The following is a 16538-nucleotide window of genomic DNA, read 5'->3' as shown; positions in this document are numbered from 1 at the left end:
AGCGGCCAATAATTTGCCGTAAATAAGACCAGCCTCAAATGCCGGGAGTCGCCCATGCAACGCTCTATTGCCACCGTTTCCTTGAGCGGAACCCTGCCGGAAAAACTCGAAGCCATCGCGGCCGCCGGGTTTGATGGCGTCGAAATCTTCGAAAACGATCTGCTGTATTACGATGGCAGCCCGCGTGAAGTTAGGCAGATGTGCGCCGACCTCGGCATTGCTATCACGTTGTTCCAGCCGTTCCGCGACTTTGAAGGTTGCCGCCGTGACCGCCTGGCGCGCAACCTCGAGCGTGCCGAGCGCAAGTTCGACCTGATGCAGGAGTTGGGCACCGACTTAGTGCTGGTGTGCAGCAATGCCTCGGCCGATTGCGTGGGTGATGAACGCATTCTACTGGATGACTTGAGCCTGCTGGCCGAACATGCTGGCCGCCGTGGCCTGCGTATCGGCTATGAAGCCTTGGCCTGGGGCAAGCATGTGAACACCTGGCAACAGGTGTGGAACCTGGTGCGTCAGGTTGATCACCCCAGCCTGGGCGTGTTGCTCGACAGCTTTCACACCCTGTCGCTCAAGGGCGACCCGAGCGCCATTGCCGACATCCCCGGCGACAAGATTTTCTTCGTGCAAATGGCCGACGCGCCGGTCCTGGCCATGGACGTCCTGGAGTGGAGCCGGCATTTTCGCTGCTTCCCCGGCCAAGGCGAATTCGACCTGGCGGGTTTCCTCGCGCCGATCATCAAGAGTGGCTACACCGGGCCACTGTCCCTGGAGATTTTCAACGACGGCTTCCGCGCCGCGCCAACTCGGGCGAACGCAGCGGATGGCCTGCGCTCCTTGCTGTACCTGGAAGAGAAAACCCGCGAGCGCCTGAAACAGGAAGCGCCCGCGCAACCTGCCGAGATTCTGTTTGATACCCCGGCGGCCAGCGAATACGACGGCATCGAGTTCCTCGAGTTTGCCGTGGACGAAAGCCTCGGCGCCAAGCTCACTCATTGGTTGGAACGCCTGGGGTTCGTCAAGGCCGGGCAGCATCGCTCCAAGAGCGTGAGCCTGTTGCGCCAGGGCGATATCAACCTGATTCTCAACTGTGAACCCTATTCGTTTGCCCACAACTTTTTCGAAGCCCACGGGCCGTCGTTGTGCGCCACCGCGATTCGGGTCAAGGACAGCGCGAAGGCGCTGGAGCGGGCGGTGGCGTACAAGGGCCAGCCGTATCGCGGCCTGGTCGGGCCCAACGAGTTGGAGCTGGCGGCGGTGCGCGCGCCGGATGGCAGCCTGATTTACCTGGTGGACCCGAGCGAAGGCGGGCTGTACGACACCGACTTCAACCTGCAGCCCGCCGCTTCAACCAGCGGCAGCTTGTTGCGCATCGACCACATGGCCATGGCGTTGCCGGCCGACAGCCTCGACAGTTGGGTGCTGTTCTACAAGAGCCTGCTGGATTTCGAAGCCGACGACGAAGTGGTGCTGCCTGACCCTTACGGCTTGGTGAAAAGCCGCGCCCTGCGCAGCCGCTGCAGTTCGATCCGCCTGCCGCTGAATATCTCCGAGAACCGCAACACCGCCATTTCCCACGCACTGTCGAGCTATCGCGGCTCGGGCGTGCACCACATTGCCTTCGACTGCGCGGATATTTTCGCCGAAGTGCGCCGCGCCAAAGACGCGGGTGTGCCGCTGCTGGATATTCCGCTCAACTATTACGATGACCTGGCGGCGCGTTTCGATTTCGATGACGAATTCCTCAGCGAGCTGGCGTACTACAACGTGCTGTACGACCGCGACGCCCAAGGCGGTGAGTTGTTTCACGTGTACACCGAGCCATTTGAAGGGCGGTTTTTCTTCGAGATCATCCAGCGCAAGAACGGTTATGCCGGCTACGGCGCGGCCAACGTGGCGGTGCGCCTGGCGGCGATGGCCAAATCGCGCAGCGGTGCGGTGCGCCAGGCGCGTTTATAACGGCTGGCGAGGTGCTTCCTTCGGGAGGCCTCGCGGCCCATAATCAGCGCCTGCATAACACTGGCCGTGAGCGCACCATGACCTCCGAGGCACCCCGCAAGAGCCGGAAGAACAACCCGGAAAAGACCCGCGAAAACATACTCCAGGAAGCCATTGTCGAGTTTGTCCAGCAGGGCCTTTCCGGCGCTCGCGTGGATGCGATCGCCGAGCGCATCCACACCTCCAAACGCATGATCTATTACTACTTCGGCAGTAAGGAGCAGTTGTACGTCGAGGTGCTGGAGAAGCTCTACGGTGACATCCGCAACACCGAAACCCGCATGAACCTCACCGCCCTGGAACCGCGTGATGCTATTCGGCGGCTGGTGGAGTTCACGTTTGATCACCACGACCAGAACGTGGATTTCGTGCGCATCGTCAGCATCGAAAATATCCACAATGCCGAATACGTAAAGCGTTCGGATTCGATCAAGGCGATGAACAGCAACATCCTCGAGGCGCTGGGTGCGACGTTGCGTCGTGGGGCCGAGATGGGCGTGTTTCGGGAAGGGTTGGAGCCGCTGGATGTTCACTTGCTGATCAATTCGTTCAGCTTTTACCGGGTGTCCAACCGCCATACGTTCAGTGAGATCTTTCAGATCGAACTGTCGGATGAGGCGATCAAGCAGCGGCACCGCGAGATGATTTGTGAGTCGGTGATGCGCTACTTGCAGGCTTGATTACTCAGGTTGGAATGCAATCAAATGTTGGAGGGTGCTTGCCCCCGATTGCGGCAGGCCAGTTCCTGATAAGGTGGCTGATCCACCGCCATCGGGGGCAAGCCCCCTCCCACATTTTGCTCCGGTTTCTACCGTCAGGTATTCATGCTTTGGAAGTGCAGCAGCATCCGCTGTGCATCCGGCGCTTCTCCACTGAACAACTCAAACGCCTTCACCGCCTGAAACACCGCCATGTTGCCGCCATCCAGCGTGCGGCAACCCAAGGCGCGGGCGTCGCGCAGCAGTTGGGTTTCCAGCGGGAAGTACACGATTTCGGCGACCCATAATTCAGCCCGCAACAAGGACGCAGGCACCGGCGTGCCGGGCAACTTGGCCATGCCCATCGGTGTGGTGTTGACCAAACCATCGGCCTCGGCCATCGCATTTTCCAAGTGTGTGCCGACCTGCGCACGCCCCGTGCCGAAGCGCTGAGCCAAGTTATCCACAAGGTCGCGCGCTCGGCTGGCGTCCACATCGAAAATACTCAAGTGCTCCACGCCTTCCGCCAGCAGCGCATGGGCCACTGCTGCACCTGCACCGCCGGCGCCCATCTGCACCACGCGTTGGCGGGCGACGTCGTTCAAGTTGCGCCGAAACCCTTCGGCGAACCCAAGGCAATCGGTGTTGTGGCCGATGCGTTTGCCGTCCTTGAACACCACCGTGTTAACCGCGCCAATGCCCCGGGCTTCGTCGGACAATTCATCGAGCAATGGCAGGATTGCCTGCTTGCACGGGTAGGTGATGTTCAGCCCGGTAAAGTGCATCAGCTCGGCGGCCTCCAGCAAGTCGGGCAGGGCGTTGATGTCCAGGCGCAGCGGTTCAAGGTCGATCAGGCGATACAGGTAGCGCAAACCTTGGGCATCGCCTTCCTGTTCATGCAGGGCAGGGGTGCGCGAGGCCTGGATGCCGCTGCCGATCAAGCCGGCGAGAATGCGCGGTTTCATCGGGCCGCCCCTTTGAGCAGGTGGCTGAAATGTTCCAGGGCCAGGTGGTAGCCATGGCTGCCGAACCCGGCGAGCACCGACTTGGCGATGGGCGATACGAAAGAGTGATGACGGAACGCCTCACGGGCATGCACGTTGGACAGGTGCACTTCGATCACCGGCACTTCGCTGGCGACCAGTGCATCGCGAATCGCCACCGACGTGTGCGTCCAGGCTGCCGGGTTGATCACAATACCTGCGCAACGGGCGCGGGCGCCGTGGATCCAGTCGAGTAATTCGCCTTCGTGGTTGGTCTGGCGAAATTCGATTTTCAGCCCGAGTTGTTCGGCGCTGCGGCCACACAGGGCAGCGACATCGGCCAGGGTTTCATGGCCATAGGTGGCGGGCTCACGGGTGCCGAGCAGGTTGAGGTTGGGGCCGTTGAGCACCAGCACGATGGGCGGCATAGGGAGGGTCTCCACAATTATTGTTCGTTGTGGGGATAAAATGTACTGGTTAGTTAATTTGGTCAATTGATGGCAGCGGATCTGTTCGATTATCGAACTGTTAATCAGACCCTCCGCCGCGCTGGAATCAGATTAGATATCAATTGAAAATCATTCTCGACAACGCTTAAGATGCCCGCCTGTTTCCTTAACATTCCAGAGAGTCGGTTTGTCGGACGTGGATCTCAAAGGCCTGTTTCTCAAGCACGCCGATACCCTGCGCGGGTATCTGGCGCGCAAGGTACGGGACCCGCAGTTGGCCGCAGACCTGGTGCAGGAGAGCTTCCTGCGCCTGGCGGAAAAACCGGCCGGTGAGCGCATCGACAACTCCCAGGGCTATCTCTATCGAACGGCGAGCAATCTGCTGATCGACCATATTCGCCAGGAAGCACGGCGCAAGACAGACTCCGTGCCCCATGAAGCGCTGGCCGAGATTGAAGATGACGTGGCCGGGTTGGAGGCTCAGGCAATGGCGCAGCAACAGCGACAGGCATTGAAGCAGGCACTGGCGGAGTTGCCGGAACGCACCCAGCAGATTTTCCGTCTCAACCGCATCGAAGGCATGACCCACGCCCAGGTCGCCCGGCACCTGGACATTTCTGACAGTTCCGTGCAAAAGCACTTGGCCAAGGCGTTGGCCTACGTGATGCAGCGCTTGCAGGAAGGCGAGGTGGCGCCATCCGACGAATGAATTACCGAAAAATGCCAGGTCAGTCGTCACAGCGTTACATAACGAAAAATTCGAGATTCACACGTGAATAGCCAGGGTCCGCAACAGCACAGCATTACCGAGGCAGCCGCCGAGTGGGCGGTGCGCTTGCACGCCGGTGCCCTGACCGACCAGGAGCAGGCCGAGCTGCAGCATTGGATCGCCTGCGACAGCCGCCACGAAGCGGCCTTGCGCTTTGCCGAACAGACGTGGGCGGCATTGGGTGAGGTGTACAAGGACGAACCGCTGCAGCGTCAACGCCCGCCGGCGGCGACGCTGCCGGTGCGCCGGTCCAAGCGGCGCAGGCCATGGCAACGTGCGGCGGCTGTCGCGCTGGTCGTGGTGGTGGCCGGTGTTGGCTGGGTGCGCGGGCCGGACGTGCTGTTGCGCCTGCAAGCCGACTACATCACCCAGAAAGGCGAGGTGCGCACCGTGCACCTCGCCGATGGCAGTACCGTAGAGCTGGATTCCGGCAGTGCCATCCGCCTGGACTACGACGGTGTGCAACGCCGTATCAGTCTGCTCCAGGGCTCGGCGATCTTTGATGTGGCGCCGAGGGTGGGCCAGGAAACCCGGCCGTTCGTGGTGCAGAGCGCCGGGGGGCAAACCCGTGCGCTGGGCACGCGGTTTGTGGTGGCGCGCGAGGGCGATAGCCAGGCGTGGGTTGGGGTGCTGGAGCACAGTGTTGAGGTTTCCCTGCAAGCTATCCCGAAAAAAGGTCCGGCCGACAGGGTGCTTAAGGAGGGCCTGGCTGCACGCTACAACCTCCAGGAAGGCATCGTGCCCATCGACCAGCTCGATGTAGAGCGGGCCACCAGTTGGCGGCGCGGTGTGTTGATCTTTGATCGCCAGCCGCTGGCCAAGGTCATCGAGCAACTTAACCGCTATCGTCCTGGGCGTGTGGTGCTGGCGGATTCGGCGCTGGGGGATCGCGAGGTCAGCGGGGTGTTTCGGCTTGATATGCTCGACACTGCCCTTGGCATTCTCACCCAGGAGCTGCACGTGCAGCGTTTGGATCTGGCGGGCCTCAGCTTGATCTATTGATTGTCCTGTAGGTGTGGGCTGGACCTGTGGTGAGTTAGGCCTGCTCCCGCTGGCGGCCTGACAGCTGACCGCGATCCAAATGTGGGAGGGGGCTTGCTCCCGATAGCGGTGTGTCAGTCAATTCATCAGGTGACTGATTCAGCGCCATCGAGGCATCGGTATCTACACAATTCCGGGTATGGCGCAGGACCTGTGGGGAGGGAGCTTGCTCCCGCCGGCGGCCTGACAGTTGACCATAATCTAACGGTTACCCCGCGATCCAAATGTGGGAGGGGGCTTGCCCCCGATAGCGGTGTGTCAGTCGATTCATCAGGTGACTGATTCAGCGCCATCGGGGCCTCGGTATCTACACAATTCTGGGTATGGCGCTGGACCTGTGGCGAGGGAGCTTGCTCCCGCTGGCGGGCTGGCAGCTGACCATAATCTAACGGTTACCCCGCGATCCAAATGTGGGAGGGGGCTTGCCCCCGATAGCGGTGTGTCAGTCAATTCATCAGGTGACTGATTCAGCGCCATCGAGGCCTCGGTATCTACACCATTCTGGGTATGGCGCTGGACCTGTGGCGAGGGAGCTTGCTCCCGCTGGCGGGCTGGCAGACGACCAAGATGTTGGATCAGACCGGGTACATATCCGTTATTTAGGTCACGGCCACTATGGGTTCCGCCCTTACGGCCATCCCTTTCAAGGTCTTTTCGTTTTGGCAGCCTTGATTACCCGGTCGGTTGAAACATGTGCATGTACCGCAGTGCCTTGGACCCATGTTTTGGGCTTAGGCACCTTGGGGCCGCGGGGGCTTTTCGCCACTTGTTTTGGTTGGATGTTTCTAGCCAGCTCCAGTAAGCGCCGGGCCAGTTTTTCCAGAGCAATGACGGGAAGATGTTCCGAGGGCAGCGCAATCTGCATTCCCTCATAACCACTTCTAACCTGAATCGCCAAGTGATAGATCGAGGCCTCCCATCCTTCAGGCTGGGTACCCCGATGAGCTTGCTCGACGCTTCGTTTGAGGACGGCCAGGACGTTGTAGGCCAATACCGCAGTAGCGAACCCGAGTAAGGCGGCCTTTGGGCTGCCAAGGCTTTCGATTTCACTTTCCAGGATCGCTTCCAGTCGCTGGAACATACCTTCAATGCTCCAGCGGCGGCGATAGAGTTCGGCGATCTGCTGTGCACTGACGCTCTGGGGTAGATTGCTCCAGAACATCAAGCTGCTGTCACCCGAGTCCGTTGGGGAATGAAGGGTCAGTTCGACACGCCGGCATTGGTAACCGCCTCTGACCTGGATGATCTGCTCACGCACAGTGCCCGTTTCCACAGGCACCGGCTCTTGCCACTCACCTTCTTGAATCAAGCGTGGATGCTTGGCTTGCTGACGAATGACAAAGGAGGTTTGGACCTGCTCACAAGCCTCCATAACCGGGAGCGTGCAATAGAGTCGATCAGCCAGCCACACTTGACCTGGCTCGGCATTGGCCAATAGAGGCAGCACACAAACGCGCTCGCTTGCATAGGCATCCTCACACGCCTGAAGGTCGATGACCTGATCCAGGTCGGGGTCGTAGGCCACCACCGAAAAACCGGGACGAGCAGCGCCGCGCTCCTGACGTAAAGCCCCCAAGCGTTTCTCAGTGGATGCCAAGTGATTACCGTCCACTACCCGAACTTGCCAACCCGGCAGCATCGCCGTGCAGCCCAGCTCTCTGATGGTTGGAGTCAGGCGCTGTGCACAGCCGGTAACCAGGGCACGCAACAGAGCAGGCTCGGTACGACTGATCTTGTCGTAAAGGGCCGCCAAGCTGACAGGAAGATCTTCCAGTTGCCGCGCGGCGGCGTGCAGGGATGGCTTCAAGCCCAGTGAAACAAGGGACATCAGCTTGATGATGGTCGAGAACAGTAGCTCACGAGAATACTGCCGTTGCCGATGCTCCTCGAAAACCTGATCGACCCACTCAGGGGCAATAGCCTGTTCGAGCGCCAACTTGGCCATGACGCTCGCAGGTGCTTTTTTCTCGAAACGCGCTAGAACATCGGCCCACATCTTTCGGTACCCCTGAATGAAATTTCAGGGGATTTTACTAAAGACCTTGAAAGGGATGGCCCTTACGGCGGGTCACTTTTGGAAAAGGCCCAAAAGTAACCAAAAGGCCTTCGCCCCAACACTCGGCACCTCGCTCACGCTCGGTGTGCCCGTAATCCGACAGGTATTTGGGGGGCCGCCGCCACGCGCCATCCATGGCGCGGGGCGGCTAAACCGGCATCCCTGCCGGTTTACCCCCCAAATCCCTGTCGAATTCCGGCCAGCGTGTTTGACGGGGCGCCTGAGATCAAAAGCTAGATCAAGATCAAGATCACGATCAAGAGCGGCTCGCTTCGCATCGTGGTTAGCGTTGGTTGCTACAACGGTGTGTCGGTATCTATGGCTATCGCCGGCGAGCCGGCTCAGTTTCCTGCTTGAGTCCCTTCGTTAAAAACTTTTGAAAAAGTCTTACTGACTTCCTGCGCGTCGCACGTCTTGCTAGGTGAGAAGCATTCGCATAAACAAAAACGCTTAGCGCAGGGAACAATCGAAATGTCAGCACTTAACAAGGGGCGTATCACCGGTAGCCGGTTAGCCCTTTCCATTCACTTGGGCCTGTTCGCCGCAGTGGCGCCGGTGTATGCCGCGCAGCCTCAATCGGGCGCTACCCAACCTGCTGTGTTGACGTTCGATATTCCCGTGCAATCTCTCGGCAGTGCCGTGCTGGCCTTTGCCGACCAGGCTGGCTTGCAGGTGTTGTTTGACAGCCAGCGCCTGCAAGGTTTGAGCAGTACGGCGATCAAGGGCAGTTTCAGCGTGCAGGAAGGCCTGGGCCGTTTGCTCGGCGCCGCGCCGGTGGAGTATCGCTTTACCGGCGAGCGCCAGGTCACGCTCAACCGCGTCAGTGACGATCACGACGGCGCCATGACCGTGGGCACTACCACCATTACCGGTAACACCAATGGCCAGGCCGGCGATTGGGTGTACCAGACCCCAAAGTCCGTGGCAGTCATCAGCCGTGACATGATCGACAAGCGCCCACCCCGTCACGCGGCCGACATGCTGGAGGAAACTGCGGGGGTCTACACCGCTGTTGACCAACGCGACCCTGGTCTTTCCGTGAACATTCGCGGCGTTCAGGACTATGGCCGTGTGAACATGAACATCGACGGCATGCGCCAGAACTTCAACGTCAATGGGCACCAGCAGCGCAATGGCACCATGCTGATTGACCCGGAGTTCATTTCCAGCATCGAGATCGACAAGGGCAGCCAGTCGGGGCAGGGTGGGGCGGCCGTACTCGGCGGGATCGCCTCGTTCAAGACCCTGGAGGCCAGCGAGTTCCTCAAGGACGGTAAAGAGATCGGCGGACGTTTTCGCGCGGGCAGCGGTATCGGTGAGCTGGGCAACGGTACCTACTTCAATGGCAGTGGCGTGTTTGCCTTTGGTGATGAGCGCGGCGACGTCATGCTCGGCTACAGCGAGCGCCATTTCGGCAACTACCGGGCCGGCACCCACAATGACCAGAACCTGGGCACCAATCTGCGGGCCAGGAAGTATGCCCCGGTCGCCTTCGACGACTGGTTGAACAGCGAAGTCGGTGATACCGGCAGCGTGACCCGGTCGCAGATCGTCAAGTTCGGCCTGAACCTGCCCAACGATCAGCGCGTGCAATTGAGCTACCTGGAAAGCGATACCGACAGCAATGATGCCTGGGGCTACATCAGTGATGATCTTCAGAGCAGCTATTACGTACGCACCGGCAAGAACAACCTCAACGCGAAAAACGCGGCGCTGGACTACAGCTACAGCCCGGATAACGCGCTGATCGATTTCAAGGCCAAGCTCTATTACGTCACCACCCAACTGGATCGCTCCAACGCCGGCAACCTTGCGTCCCTGAGTTCCGGCAACTATACGCCGGCATACACCGACCATTTCCAGACCGATACCTGGGGCCTGCAGGGCGAAAACACGGCGCGCTTCGACCTCGGCCGCGTGGGGCATCTGAGCTGGAACTATGGCCTGGAGATGTATCAGGACACCTTCAAGCCCAGTACCAACAAGATCGAGTCCACCAACACGATCAACTCCGGATCACTGCCCTACACCCCCAGTGCCGACCCGGAAGGCAAGCGCACCATCGCCAGTGTGTTCAACAACCTGCAATACGAATATGACGACTGGCTGACCGTGGATGCCGGGCTGCGTTACGACCGTTATCGGCTGGAGGGTGTCACCGGGATGACGCTGTGGAAGCGCGACCGGTTTTACACCAGTACGACGGGCGCGAAGCGTGTCGAGGACATTTTTGATATCGACCGTGAAGACGGACGGTTTTCGCCGACCTTCGGTATCGGCATCAAGCCTGGGGTCGACTGGCTGCAACTGTATACCCGCTGGGGCAAGGGCTGGCGCCCGCCGGCTGTCACGGAAACCTTTATGAGCGGCCGCCCCCACGGTGGGGGTTCGAATGAACGGGTATTCCCCAATCCTTACCTGAAGCCAGAGGAGTCTCGCGATTGGGAAGTGGGGATGAACGTGTTCAAGGAGTCGCTCTTTTTCAATGACGACCGACTGGGCATCAAGGTGGCGTACTTCGACACCAAGATTAAGAATTTCACCTTCCTCAATACCAGTGTGAGTTTGCCGGAGACGTCCGTTGGGGGTTTCAACGGGATCATGGCGTATACCAACAACCTCAATGACACGCGGTTCAGGGGCCTTGAGTATCAACTCAACTACGACATGGGGCGTGCGTATACCAACCTCAGTTACACGCACATGATCGGCAGCAACGAGTTCTGTTCGAAGAACTACTACCTGGGCGGGGCCAAGAAGGCCGGTCCCAGCACCACCGTTATCGAACGGTTTACCCGGCCTAACGGCACCATCGGTTTCCGCCCTGTGACCCGCTACGAATTGTTGGATGACGAGGCCGCCAATGCCAAGGAAAGCTGCGGCAAGATCATGGGCAACGCCACCTACACCCCCGCTGATCGCGCGTCGTTGACGTTGGGCGCGCGCTTTTTGGACAAGCGCCTGGATACCGGTGTGCGTGTTCGCTACAGCTCGGGTAACGGGGAAAACCTGGACAACCAGGGCTACAACCTGATCGACCAGGCCATGTGGCCCAAATACACCGTGTATGACGTCTACGCCAGTTACTGGATGACCGATCAATTGAACATCGCGTTGGCGTTGGAAAACGCCACGGACGAAGCGTATTTCGTCGCCATGGGCGATGCCAACAACCTCAGCCTGGCTCGCGGCCGGACCTTGAGCGGAATGCTCGAATACAAATTCTGATACCGGTGCCACGGCACCGCATCAACCACGATTTTGCCCAGGGTTGGGTAAAAAGTGCGCAGCTGCGCATTGATCAATAGCGCTGTAATTATGAGGTTTAGTGATGACTATTTCTGTTAGCTACGAGTCGTACCTGGGCACTACTTCGCTGTCTGACTACCTGTCGGACTGGGCTCTTGGTTTTGCCACGGCAGGTCATGGCACTGGCGGCAACAACGGTGGTTTCAGTAACGGGACCTTCGCCGGTGACCAATACGCGTCCCATGGCGCCAACAACTCCGACTACGCGTTCATCGCCGACAGCGACACCAGCAACGGCCTTCACTACGTGTTCAATCCAACACTGCCGGCCAGCAGCAACTTGAACCACTACCTGTGGGGCGAACTGGATAACGTCGAGCTGGGCACCGGCCTGACCGGCGGCAGTGGCAGCGACTTCGACCTGAGTGCCTACAAAGTCGCCTTCAATGGCCTCGACCTGTCCGCCGCCGAAGGTGCAGGCCGCGTCGGCAACGATGTGCAGAGCGTGATCTACGGCCTGATCCAGGGCAACACCAGTGCACTGGAATCGGCACTCAACGAGCTGCTGGGCGCTATCGACCCGAGCCTGTCGACGGCCAACACCTTCGACGAGATCTCCGCCGGCCTCGCGGCCCACGCGGCGTCCTCGACCACCACCGACGTTGCACTGGTGGGCGTGCAGGACGTGGCCCAGGACTGGGCACTTGCGGCCTAAATCCGCTGCATGAAAAAAGCGAATGGAAGATCGCTCTCCCATTCGCCGCATGACACACCGCCGTTGCCCAAGCCTTCTAACTCTTCAGGCGACGGCGGTGCCGAATTCTGCGCAGCGTCGCATGGCCTGTCAACGCGACGACGCTGCCCGCTCAACCCTTTGAGAATCCCCAGATGCGCCACGCCGGCAACGAAACCCTGGCCGCCCTCACGGCCTATAAAAGTGGCTTCTTCAACATCGGCCTGTTCTCGGCGGTGATCAACCTGCTGATGCTCGCCCCGGCGCTGTACATGCTGCAGGTGTACGACCGGGTGCTGGCCTCGGGCAATCAGATGACCCTGTTGATGCTGACGCTGATGATCCTCGGCCTGTTCGTCCTGATGGGCGCGTTGGAGTGGGTGCGCAGCCAGGTGGTGATTCGCCTCGGCACGCAGATGGACATGCGTTTGAACCAGCGGGTGTACGACGCGGCGTTCGAAGCGCAGCTCAAGGGCGGCACCCAGGCGGCCGGCCAGGCGCTGCATGACCTGACCACGCTGCGCCAGTTCGCCACCGGCCAGGCGTTGTTCGCGTTTTTCGATGCGCCGTGGTTTCCGGTGTACCTGTTGGTGATTTTCCTGTTTCACCCCTGGCTCGGCCTGCTGGCACTGGTCGGCGCGCTGCTGTTGATGACGCTGGCGTGGGTCAACCACCACATCAGTCAGGCGCCGATGGCCCTGGCCAGCCAACTGTCCATCAGCGCCAGCCAGCAGGCCACGGCCAACCTGCGTAATGCCGACACCATCGAAGCCATGGGCATGCTCGGCACGTTGCGCGCACGCTGGTTCGGCCAGCATCAAGCGTTTTTGGCCCAGCAAAACCTGGCCAGTGAAAAGACCGCGGCCGTCAGCGCCTGGTCCAAGGGCGTGCGCCTCGCGTTGCAATCCCTGGTCCTGGGCGTTGGCGCGTTGCTGGCGGTGCAGGGCGATATTACGCCGGGGATGATGATTGCCGGCTCGATCCTGATGGGCCGGGTGTTGACCCCCATCGACCAACTGATCGGCGTGTGGAAGCAATGGGGCTCGGCGCGGCTGGCGTACGAACGCTTGTCGCAGATGCTGGAGGCCAACCCGGCGCGACCCGTCCCTATGAGCCTGCCGGTGCCTAAAGGCCAACTGAGCGTCGAGCACATCAGCGCCTGTGCCCCCGGCAGCCGTCGGCCGGCGCTGGCCAACCTCGGTTTTAACCTGGCGGCAGGCGACGTGCTGGGCGTGATCGGGCCGTCGGGCTGCGGCAAATCCACCCTGGCGCGAATACTGGTGGGCGCCTGGGCGCCCCTGGCCGGCAAGGTGCGGCTGGACGGTGCCGACCTGGCCCTGTGGGACAAGCAGCAGTTAGGTCCGCACATCGGTTACCTGCCGCAAGACATTCAATTGTTCGGCGGCAGCATTGCGGAAAACATCGCACGCTTTGCCGAGGTCGACGCGGATAAAGTCCTCGCTGCTGCGCAAATGGCTGGCGTGCATGAATTGATCCTGCAACTGCCCCAAGGCTACGACACGCAATTGGGGGAGGGCGGCGCCGGCTTGTCCGGCGGCCAGAAGCAACGCGTCGCGCTGGCCCGTGCGCTGTACGGCCTGCCTGCTTTGATCGTGCTGGATGAACCCAACGCCAACCTCGACGAGGTGGGCGAGCACGCCCTGCTCCAAGCCATCGGCCAGCTCAAGCAACAGCGCCGTACCGTGATCCTGATCACCCACAAACCCAACGTGCTGAGCCTGACTGACCAGTTGCTGATCCTCAAGGACGGTCAATTGCAGGCGTTCGGCCCTACGGCGCGTGTGTTGGAGGCACGGCAGAAGCCCGCCGCGAGCAAGCCGGTATCGACCCTGAGCATGAGTTACCGCCTCGGTGAAGGAAAACAGGCATGAGCCAGAGCAAACCTGTGTTGGTCAGCGAGGCGCCGAACAACGTGCTGGCGCTGGATGACAAGAAATATTCGCGCATTGGCTGGCTGTTGGTGCTCGGTGGCTTTGCCGGTTTCCTCGGTTGGGCGGCGTTGGCGCCGTTGGACAAGGGCGTTGCGGTGTCGGGCAAGGTCATGGTCTCGGGCCATCGCAAGACCGTGCAACACCCGGCTGGAGGTATCGTCGAGCGCATCGACGTGCGCGACGGTGAGGTGGTCAGCGCCGGCCAGGTGCTGCTGCGCTTGAAGGAAACCCCATTGCGCGGGCAGATGCAGTCCCTGCGCAGCCAGTACGTGGCGTCCCTGGCCAGCGAAGCGCGCTTGAGTGCCGAAAGTGAAGGGTTGTCGGCAATCACTTTTGCTCCCGAACTGCTCGACGATCCTCAAGCAGCGGCCACCCTGAACCTGCAACGGCAGCTGTTCAATAGCCGTGCCCAGGCCCTGGCTACCGAGCAACAAGGCCTGCGCGAAACCATCGCCGGCGCCGAGGCGCAGTTGCGCGGTACGCGGGATTCGCAAGCCAGCAAAGTCCAGCAACGTGCGGCGTTGAGTGAGCAGCTGCAAGGCCTGCGCGCGTTGGCGCGTGACGGTTACATCCCACGCAACCGCCTGCTCGACAGCGAGCGCCTGTACTCGCAGGTCGATGGCGCCATCGCCGAGGACTATGGTCGTATCGGTCAGTTGCAGCGCCAGGTGCTCGAACTGCGGCTACGCATCCGTCAGCTCGGCGAAGACTTCCAGAAAGACCTGCGCGGCCAGTTGGCCGAGACCCGTACCCGCAGCGACGACCTGCGCAATCGACTGGCCTCGGCCGAGTTCGAATTGGCCAACAGCCTGGTGCGCGCCCCGGCGTCCGGTGTGGTGGTGGGGCTGGATGTGTACACCGAAGGCGGTGTAATCAAGCCCGACCAGGCGTTGATGGACATCGTGCCCCAGGGCGAGCCCTTGCTGGTGGAGGCGCGCGTGCCGGTGCAGATGGTCGACAAGGTGCATCCGGGCTTGCCGGTGGAGTTGCTGTTCTCGGCCTTCAACCAGGCCACCACGCCACGGGTGGCCGGCGAGGTCACACTGGTCTCGGCTGATCGCCAAGTCGATGAACGCACCGACGAGCCTTACTACACGCTGCGCGCCCAGGTCAGCGCGGCCGGTATGCAACAACTGGACGGCGTGCAGATACGTCCCGGCATGCCGGTGGAAACCTTCATCAAGACCGGTGAGCGCTCGATGCTCAACTACCTGTTCAAACCCCTGCTGGATCGCACCCATATGGCCCTGGTGGAAGAATGAAGGCGCTGTTGTTTACCCTGTTTTTCGGTTGTACCTCGGCGGCGCACGCCTTGGGTTTGCTGGATGCCTACGACTTGGCCCTGCGCAATGATCCGACTTTTCAGGCCGCTATCCAGGAGCGTGAAGCCGGTGAAGAACATCGCGTGATCGGGCGTGCGGCGTTGTTGCCGAACCTGTCATGGAGCTATAACAACTCGCGCAACGCGTCTGAAGTGACGGCGGGTGAGGTCACCAGCGACCGTGACTACCGCAGCTATGCTTCGACCCTGACCTTGCAGCAACCGTTGCTGGATTACGAAGCCTATGCGCGGTTTCGCCAGGGCACCGCCCAGGCCTTGATGGCCGACGAGCGCTTTCGCGGCAAGAGCCAGGAACTGGCGGTGCGGGTGCTCAGTGCCTACAGCCAGGCCTTGCTGGCGCAAGAGCGTATTGAGCTGAGCCGTGCGCAGAAACGTGCGTATGCCGAGCGCCTGCAACTCAATGATCGCCTGCTCAAGGGCGGTGAGGGGACGCGCACCGATGTGCTGGAAACCCAGGCGCGCCTGAGCTTGGCCCAGGCAGAAGAAATCGAATCCCTGGATGCCCAGGACAGTGCCCTGCGCGAGTTGGAAGCCATCGTCGGCCAGCCGCTGCAGATCGAAGAGTTGGCACCATTGACGCGCCAATTCGACATCCCGCCCCTGCAGCCCAACCGTTTCGAGACCTGGCGCGACATGGCCATGGCCAATAACCCGGAGCTTAAATCCCAGCACCACGCCCTGGACGTAGCGTCCTACGAAGTGGAGCGCAAACGTGCAGGCCACCTGCCCAAGGTCAGCCTGTACGCCACCAGTCGCCAGACCCGCTCTGACTCGGAAAGCAGCTACAACCAACAGTACGACACCAACAGTGTCGGCATTCAGGTCAGCCTGCCACTGTTTGCCGGCGGCGGGGTGTCGGCCTCCACCCGCCAGGCGGCGAACCAGCTGTCCCAGGCCCAGTACGAGTTGGACGCGCAAACCTCGGCCACGCTGGTGGAGTTGGGCAAGCAGTTCAACCTCAACACCAGCGGCGCCGCCAAAGTGCGCGCCTATGAAATGGCCGTCAGCTCGGCCACTGCCTTGGTCGCTGCGACCCAGAAAAGCGTCACCGGCGGTGAGCGCGTCAACCTCGACGTGCTCGACGCCGAACAACAACTCTTCACCGCCCGCCGCGACCTGGCGAATGCGCGGCATGCGTATCTGCTGGCGAGGATTCAACTGAAGTATTACGCGGGGTTGCTGAGCGAGCAGGACTTGCGGGCCTTGGCGGGGTATTTCCAGCCCTCGGCATGAGTGGTTACAACCCGGCATTCGCCGGGTTTTTTGTGCTT

12 protein-coding genes are annotated in these 16538 nt (G+C 60.8%); 9 read left to right on the top strand and 3 right to left on the bottom strand.

All coding sequences use genetic code 11. The features are described from left to right. Positions 1-54: 54 nt before the first annotated feature. Together quiC and ACI512_RS31090 are read left to right on the top strand one after the other, a co-directional pair. Positions 55-1956 (top strand): 3-dehydroshikimate dehydratase QuiC, encoded by a 1902-nt coding sequence (gene quiC / locus ACI512_RS31095; protein ID WP_405121484.1) that lies wholly within the window; start codon positions 55-57, stop codon positions 1954-1956. 77 nt (positions 1957-2033) lie between these two features. Next, positions 2034-2675: a TetR/AcrR family transcriptional regulator gene (locus tag ACI512_RS31090; RefSeq protein WP_043205941.1), complete on the top strand. Its 642-nt coding sequence runs from the start codon at positions 2034-2036 to the stop codon at positions 2673-2675. Positions 2676-2809: 134 nt separating this feature from the next. Here ACI512_RS31090 and ACI512_RS31085 read toward each other — a convergent pair whose 3' ends face one another. Both ACI512_RS31085 and aroQ read right to left on the bottom strand, forming a co-directional pair. Then, the gene (locus ACI512_RS31085; RefSeq protein ID WP_236381415.1) at positions 2810-3658 is read right to left on the bottom strand and encodes a shikimate dehydrogenase; all 849 of its coding nucleotides are present in this window, start codon (positions 3656-3658) and stop codon (positions 2810-2812) included. Continuing rightward, on the bottom strand, positions 3655-4104 hold the full coding sequence (aroQ, locus tag ACI512_RS31080; RefSeq protein WP_015886012.1) for a type II 3-dehydroquinate dehydratase: 450 nt from the start codon (positions 4102-4104) through the stop codon (positions 3655-3657). The genes ACI512_RS31085 and aroQ overlap by 4 nt, the downstream gene beginning before the upstream one ends. Positions 4105-4312: 208 nt before the next feature. Between aroQ and ACI512_RS31075 the strand changes: the two genes are divergently transcribed. Next, positions 4313-4834: an RNA polymerase sigma factor gene (locus ACI512_RS31075; RefSeq protein WP_015886011.1), complete on the top strand. Its 522-nt coding sequence runs from the start codon at positions 4313-4315 to the stop codon at positions 4832-4834. Positions 4835-4897: 63 nt separating this feature from the next. After that, on the top strand, positions 4898-5896 hold the full coding sequence (locus ACI512_RS31070; RefSeq protein ID WP_015886010.1) for a FecR family protein: 999 nt from the start codon (positions 4898-4900) through the stop codon (positions 5894-5896). A gap of 682 nt (positions 5897-6578) precedes the next feature. Here ACI512_RS31070 and ACI512_RS31065 read toward each other — a convergent pair. After that, a complete protein-coding gene (locus tag ACI512_RS31065) occupies positions 6579-7880 on the bottom strand; it encodes an IS4 family transposase (RefSeq protein ID WP_405121912.1) in 1302 nt (433 codons plus the stop codon). Positions 7881-8462: 582 nt separating this feature from the next. Between ACI512_RS31065 and ACI512_RS31060 the strand changes: the two genes are divergently transcribed. From ACI512_RS31060 to ACI512_RS31040, 5 genes are all read left to right on the top strand, one after another. Beyond that, positions 8463-11219, top strand: a complete 2757-nt coding sequence (locus tag ACI512_RS31060; protein ID WP_236381028.1) for a TonB-dependent receptor — start codon at positions 8463-8465, stop codon at positions 11217-11219. A gap of 103 nt (positions 11220-11322) precedes the next feature. Continuing rightward, positions 11323-11955, top strand: a complete 633-nt coding sequence (locus tag ACI512_RS31055) for a heme acquisition protein HasA (protein ID WP_015886008.1) — start codon at positions 11323-11325, stop codon at positions 11953-11955. 173 nt (positions 11956-12128) lie between these two features. Beyond that, the gene (locus tag ACI512_RS31050; protein ID WP_236381030.1) at positions 12129-13865 is read left to right on the top strand and encodes a type I secretion system permease/ATPase; all 1737 of its coding nucleotides are present in this window, start codon (positions 12129-12131) and stop codon (positions 13863-13865) included. Further along, positions 13862-15187, top strand: coding sequence for an HlyD family type I secretion periplasmic adaptor subunit (locus tag ACI512_RS31045; RefSeq protein WP_405121483.1), 1326 nt, complete (start codon positions 13862-13864; stop codon positions 15185-15187). The genes ACI512_RS31050 and ACI512_RS31045 overlap by 4 nt, the downstream gene beginning before the upstream one ends. Continuing rightward, a complete protein-coding gene (locus ACI512_RS31040; RefSeq protein ID WP_236381033.1) occupies positions 15184-16500 on the top strand; it encodes a TolC family outer membrane protein in 1317 nt (438 codons plus the stop codon). The genes ACI512_RS31045 and ACI512_RS31040 overlap by 4 nt, the downstream gene beginning before the upstream one ends. Positions 16501-16538: the final 38 nt, after the last annotated feature.

Source organism: Pseudomonas petroselini, from assembly GCF_045037875.1.
Classification (GTDB): domain Bacteria; phylum Pseudomonadota; class Gammaproteobacteria; order Pseudomonadales; family Pseudomonadaceae; genus Aquipseudomonas; species Aquipseudomonas petroselini.
This window is presented reverse-complemented; position numbering and strand designations above follow the sequence as displayed.

Bases quoted from the DNA above. Each gene is read 5' to 3' on its own strand.
- ACI512_RS31050 (WP_236381030.1), top strand. From the start codon at position 12,129: ATGCGCCACGCCGGCAACGAAACCCTGGCCGCCCTCACGGCCTATAAA.
- ACI512_RS31065 (WP_405121912.1), bottom strand. From the start codon at position 7,880: ATGGCCAAGTTGGCGCTCGAACAGGCTATTGCCCCTGAGTGGGTCGAT.
- aroQ (WP_015886012.1), bottom strand. From the start codon at position 4,104: ATGCCGCCCATCGTGCTGGTGCTCAACGGCCCCAACCTCAACCTGCTC.
- ACI512_RS31085 (WP_236381415.1), bottom strand. From the start codon at position 3,658: ATGAAACCGCGCATTCTCGCCGGCTTGATCGGCAGCGGCATCCAGGCC.
- ACI512_RS31040 (WP_236381033.1), top strand. From the start codon at position 15,184: ATGAAGGCGCTGTTGTTTACCCTGTTTTTCGGTTGTACCTCGGCGGCG.
- ACI512_RS31055 (WP_015886008.1), top strand. From the start codon at position 11,323: ATGACTATTTCTGTTAGCTACGAGTCGTACCTGGGCACTACTTCGCTG.
- quiC (WP_405121484.1), top strand. From the start codon at position 55: ATGCAACGCTCTATTGCCACCGTTTCCTTGAGCGGAACCCTGCCGGAA.
- ACI512_RS31090 (WP_043205941.1), top strand. From the start codon at position 2,034: ATGACCTCCGAGGCACCCCGCAAGAGCCGGAAGAACAACCCGGAAAAG.
- ACI512_RS31045 (WP_405121483.1), top strand. From the start codon at position 13,862: ATGAGCCAGAGCAAACCTGTGTTGGTCAGCGAGGCGCCGAACAACGTG.
- ACI512_RS31060 (WP_236381028.1), top strand. From the start codon at position 8,463: ATGTCAGCACTTAACAAGGGGCGTATCACCGGTAGCCGGTTAGCCCTT.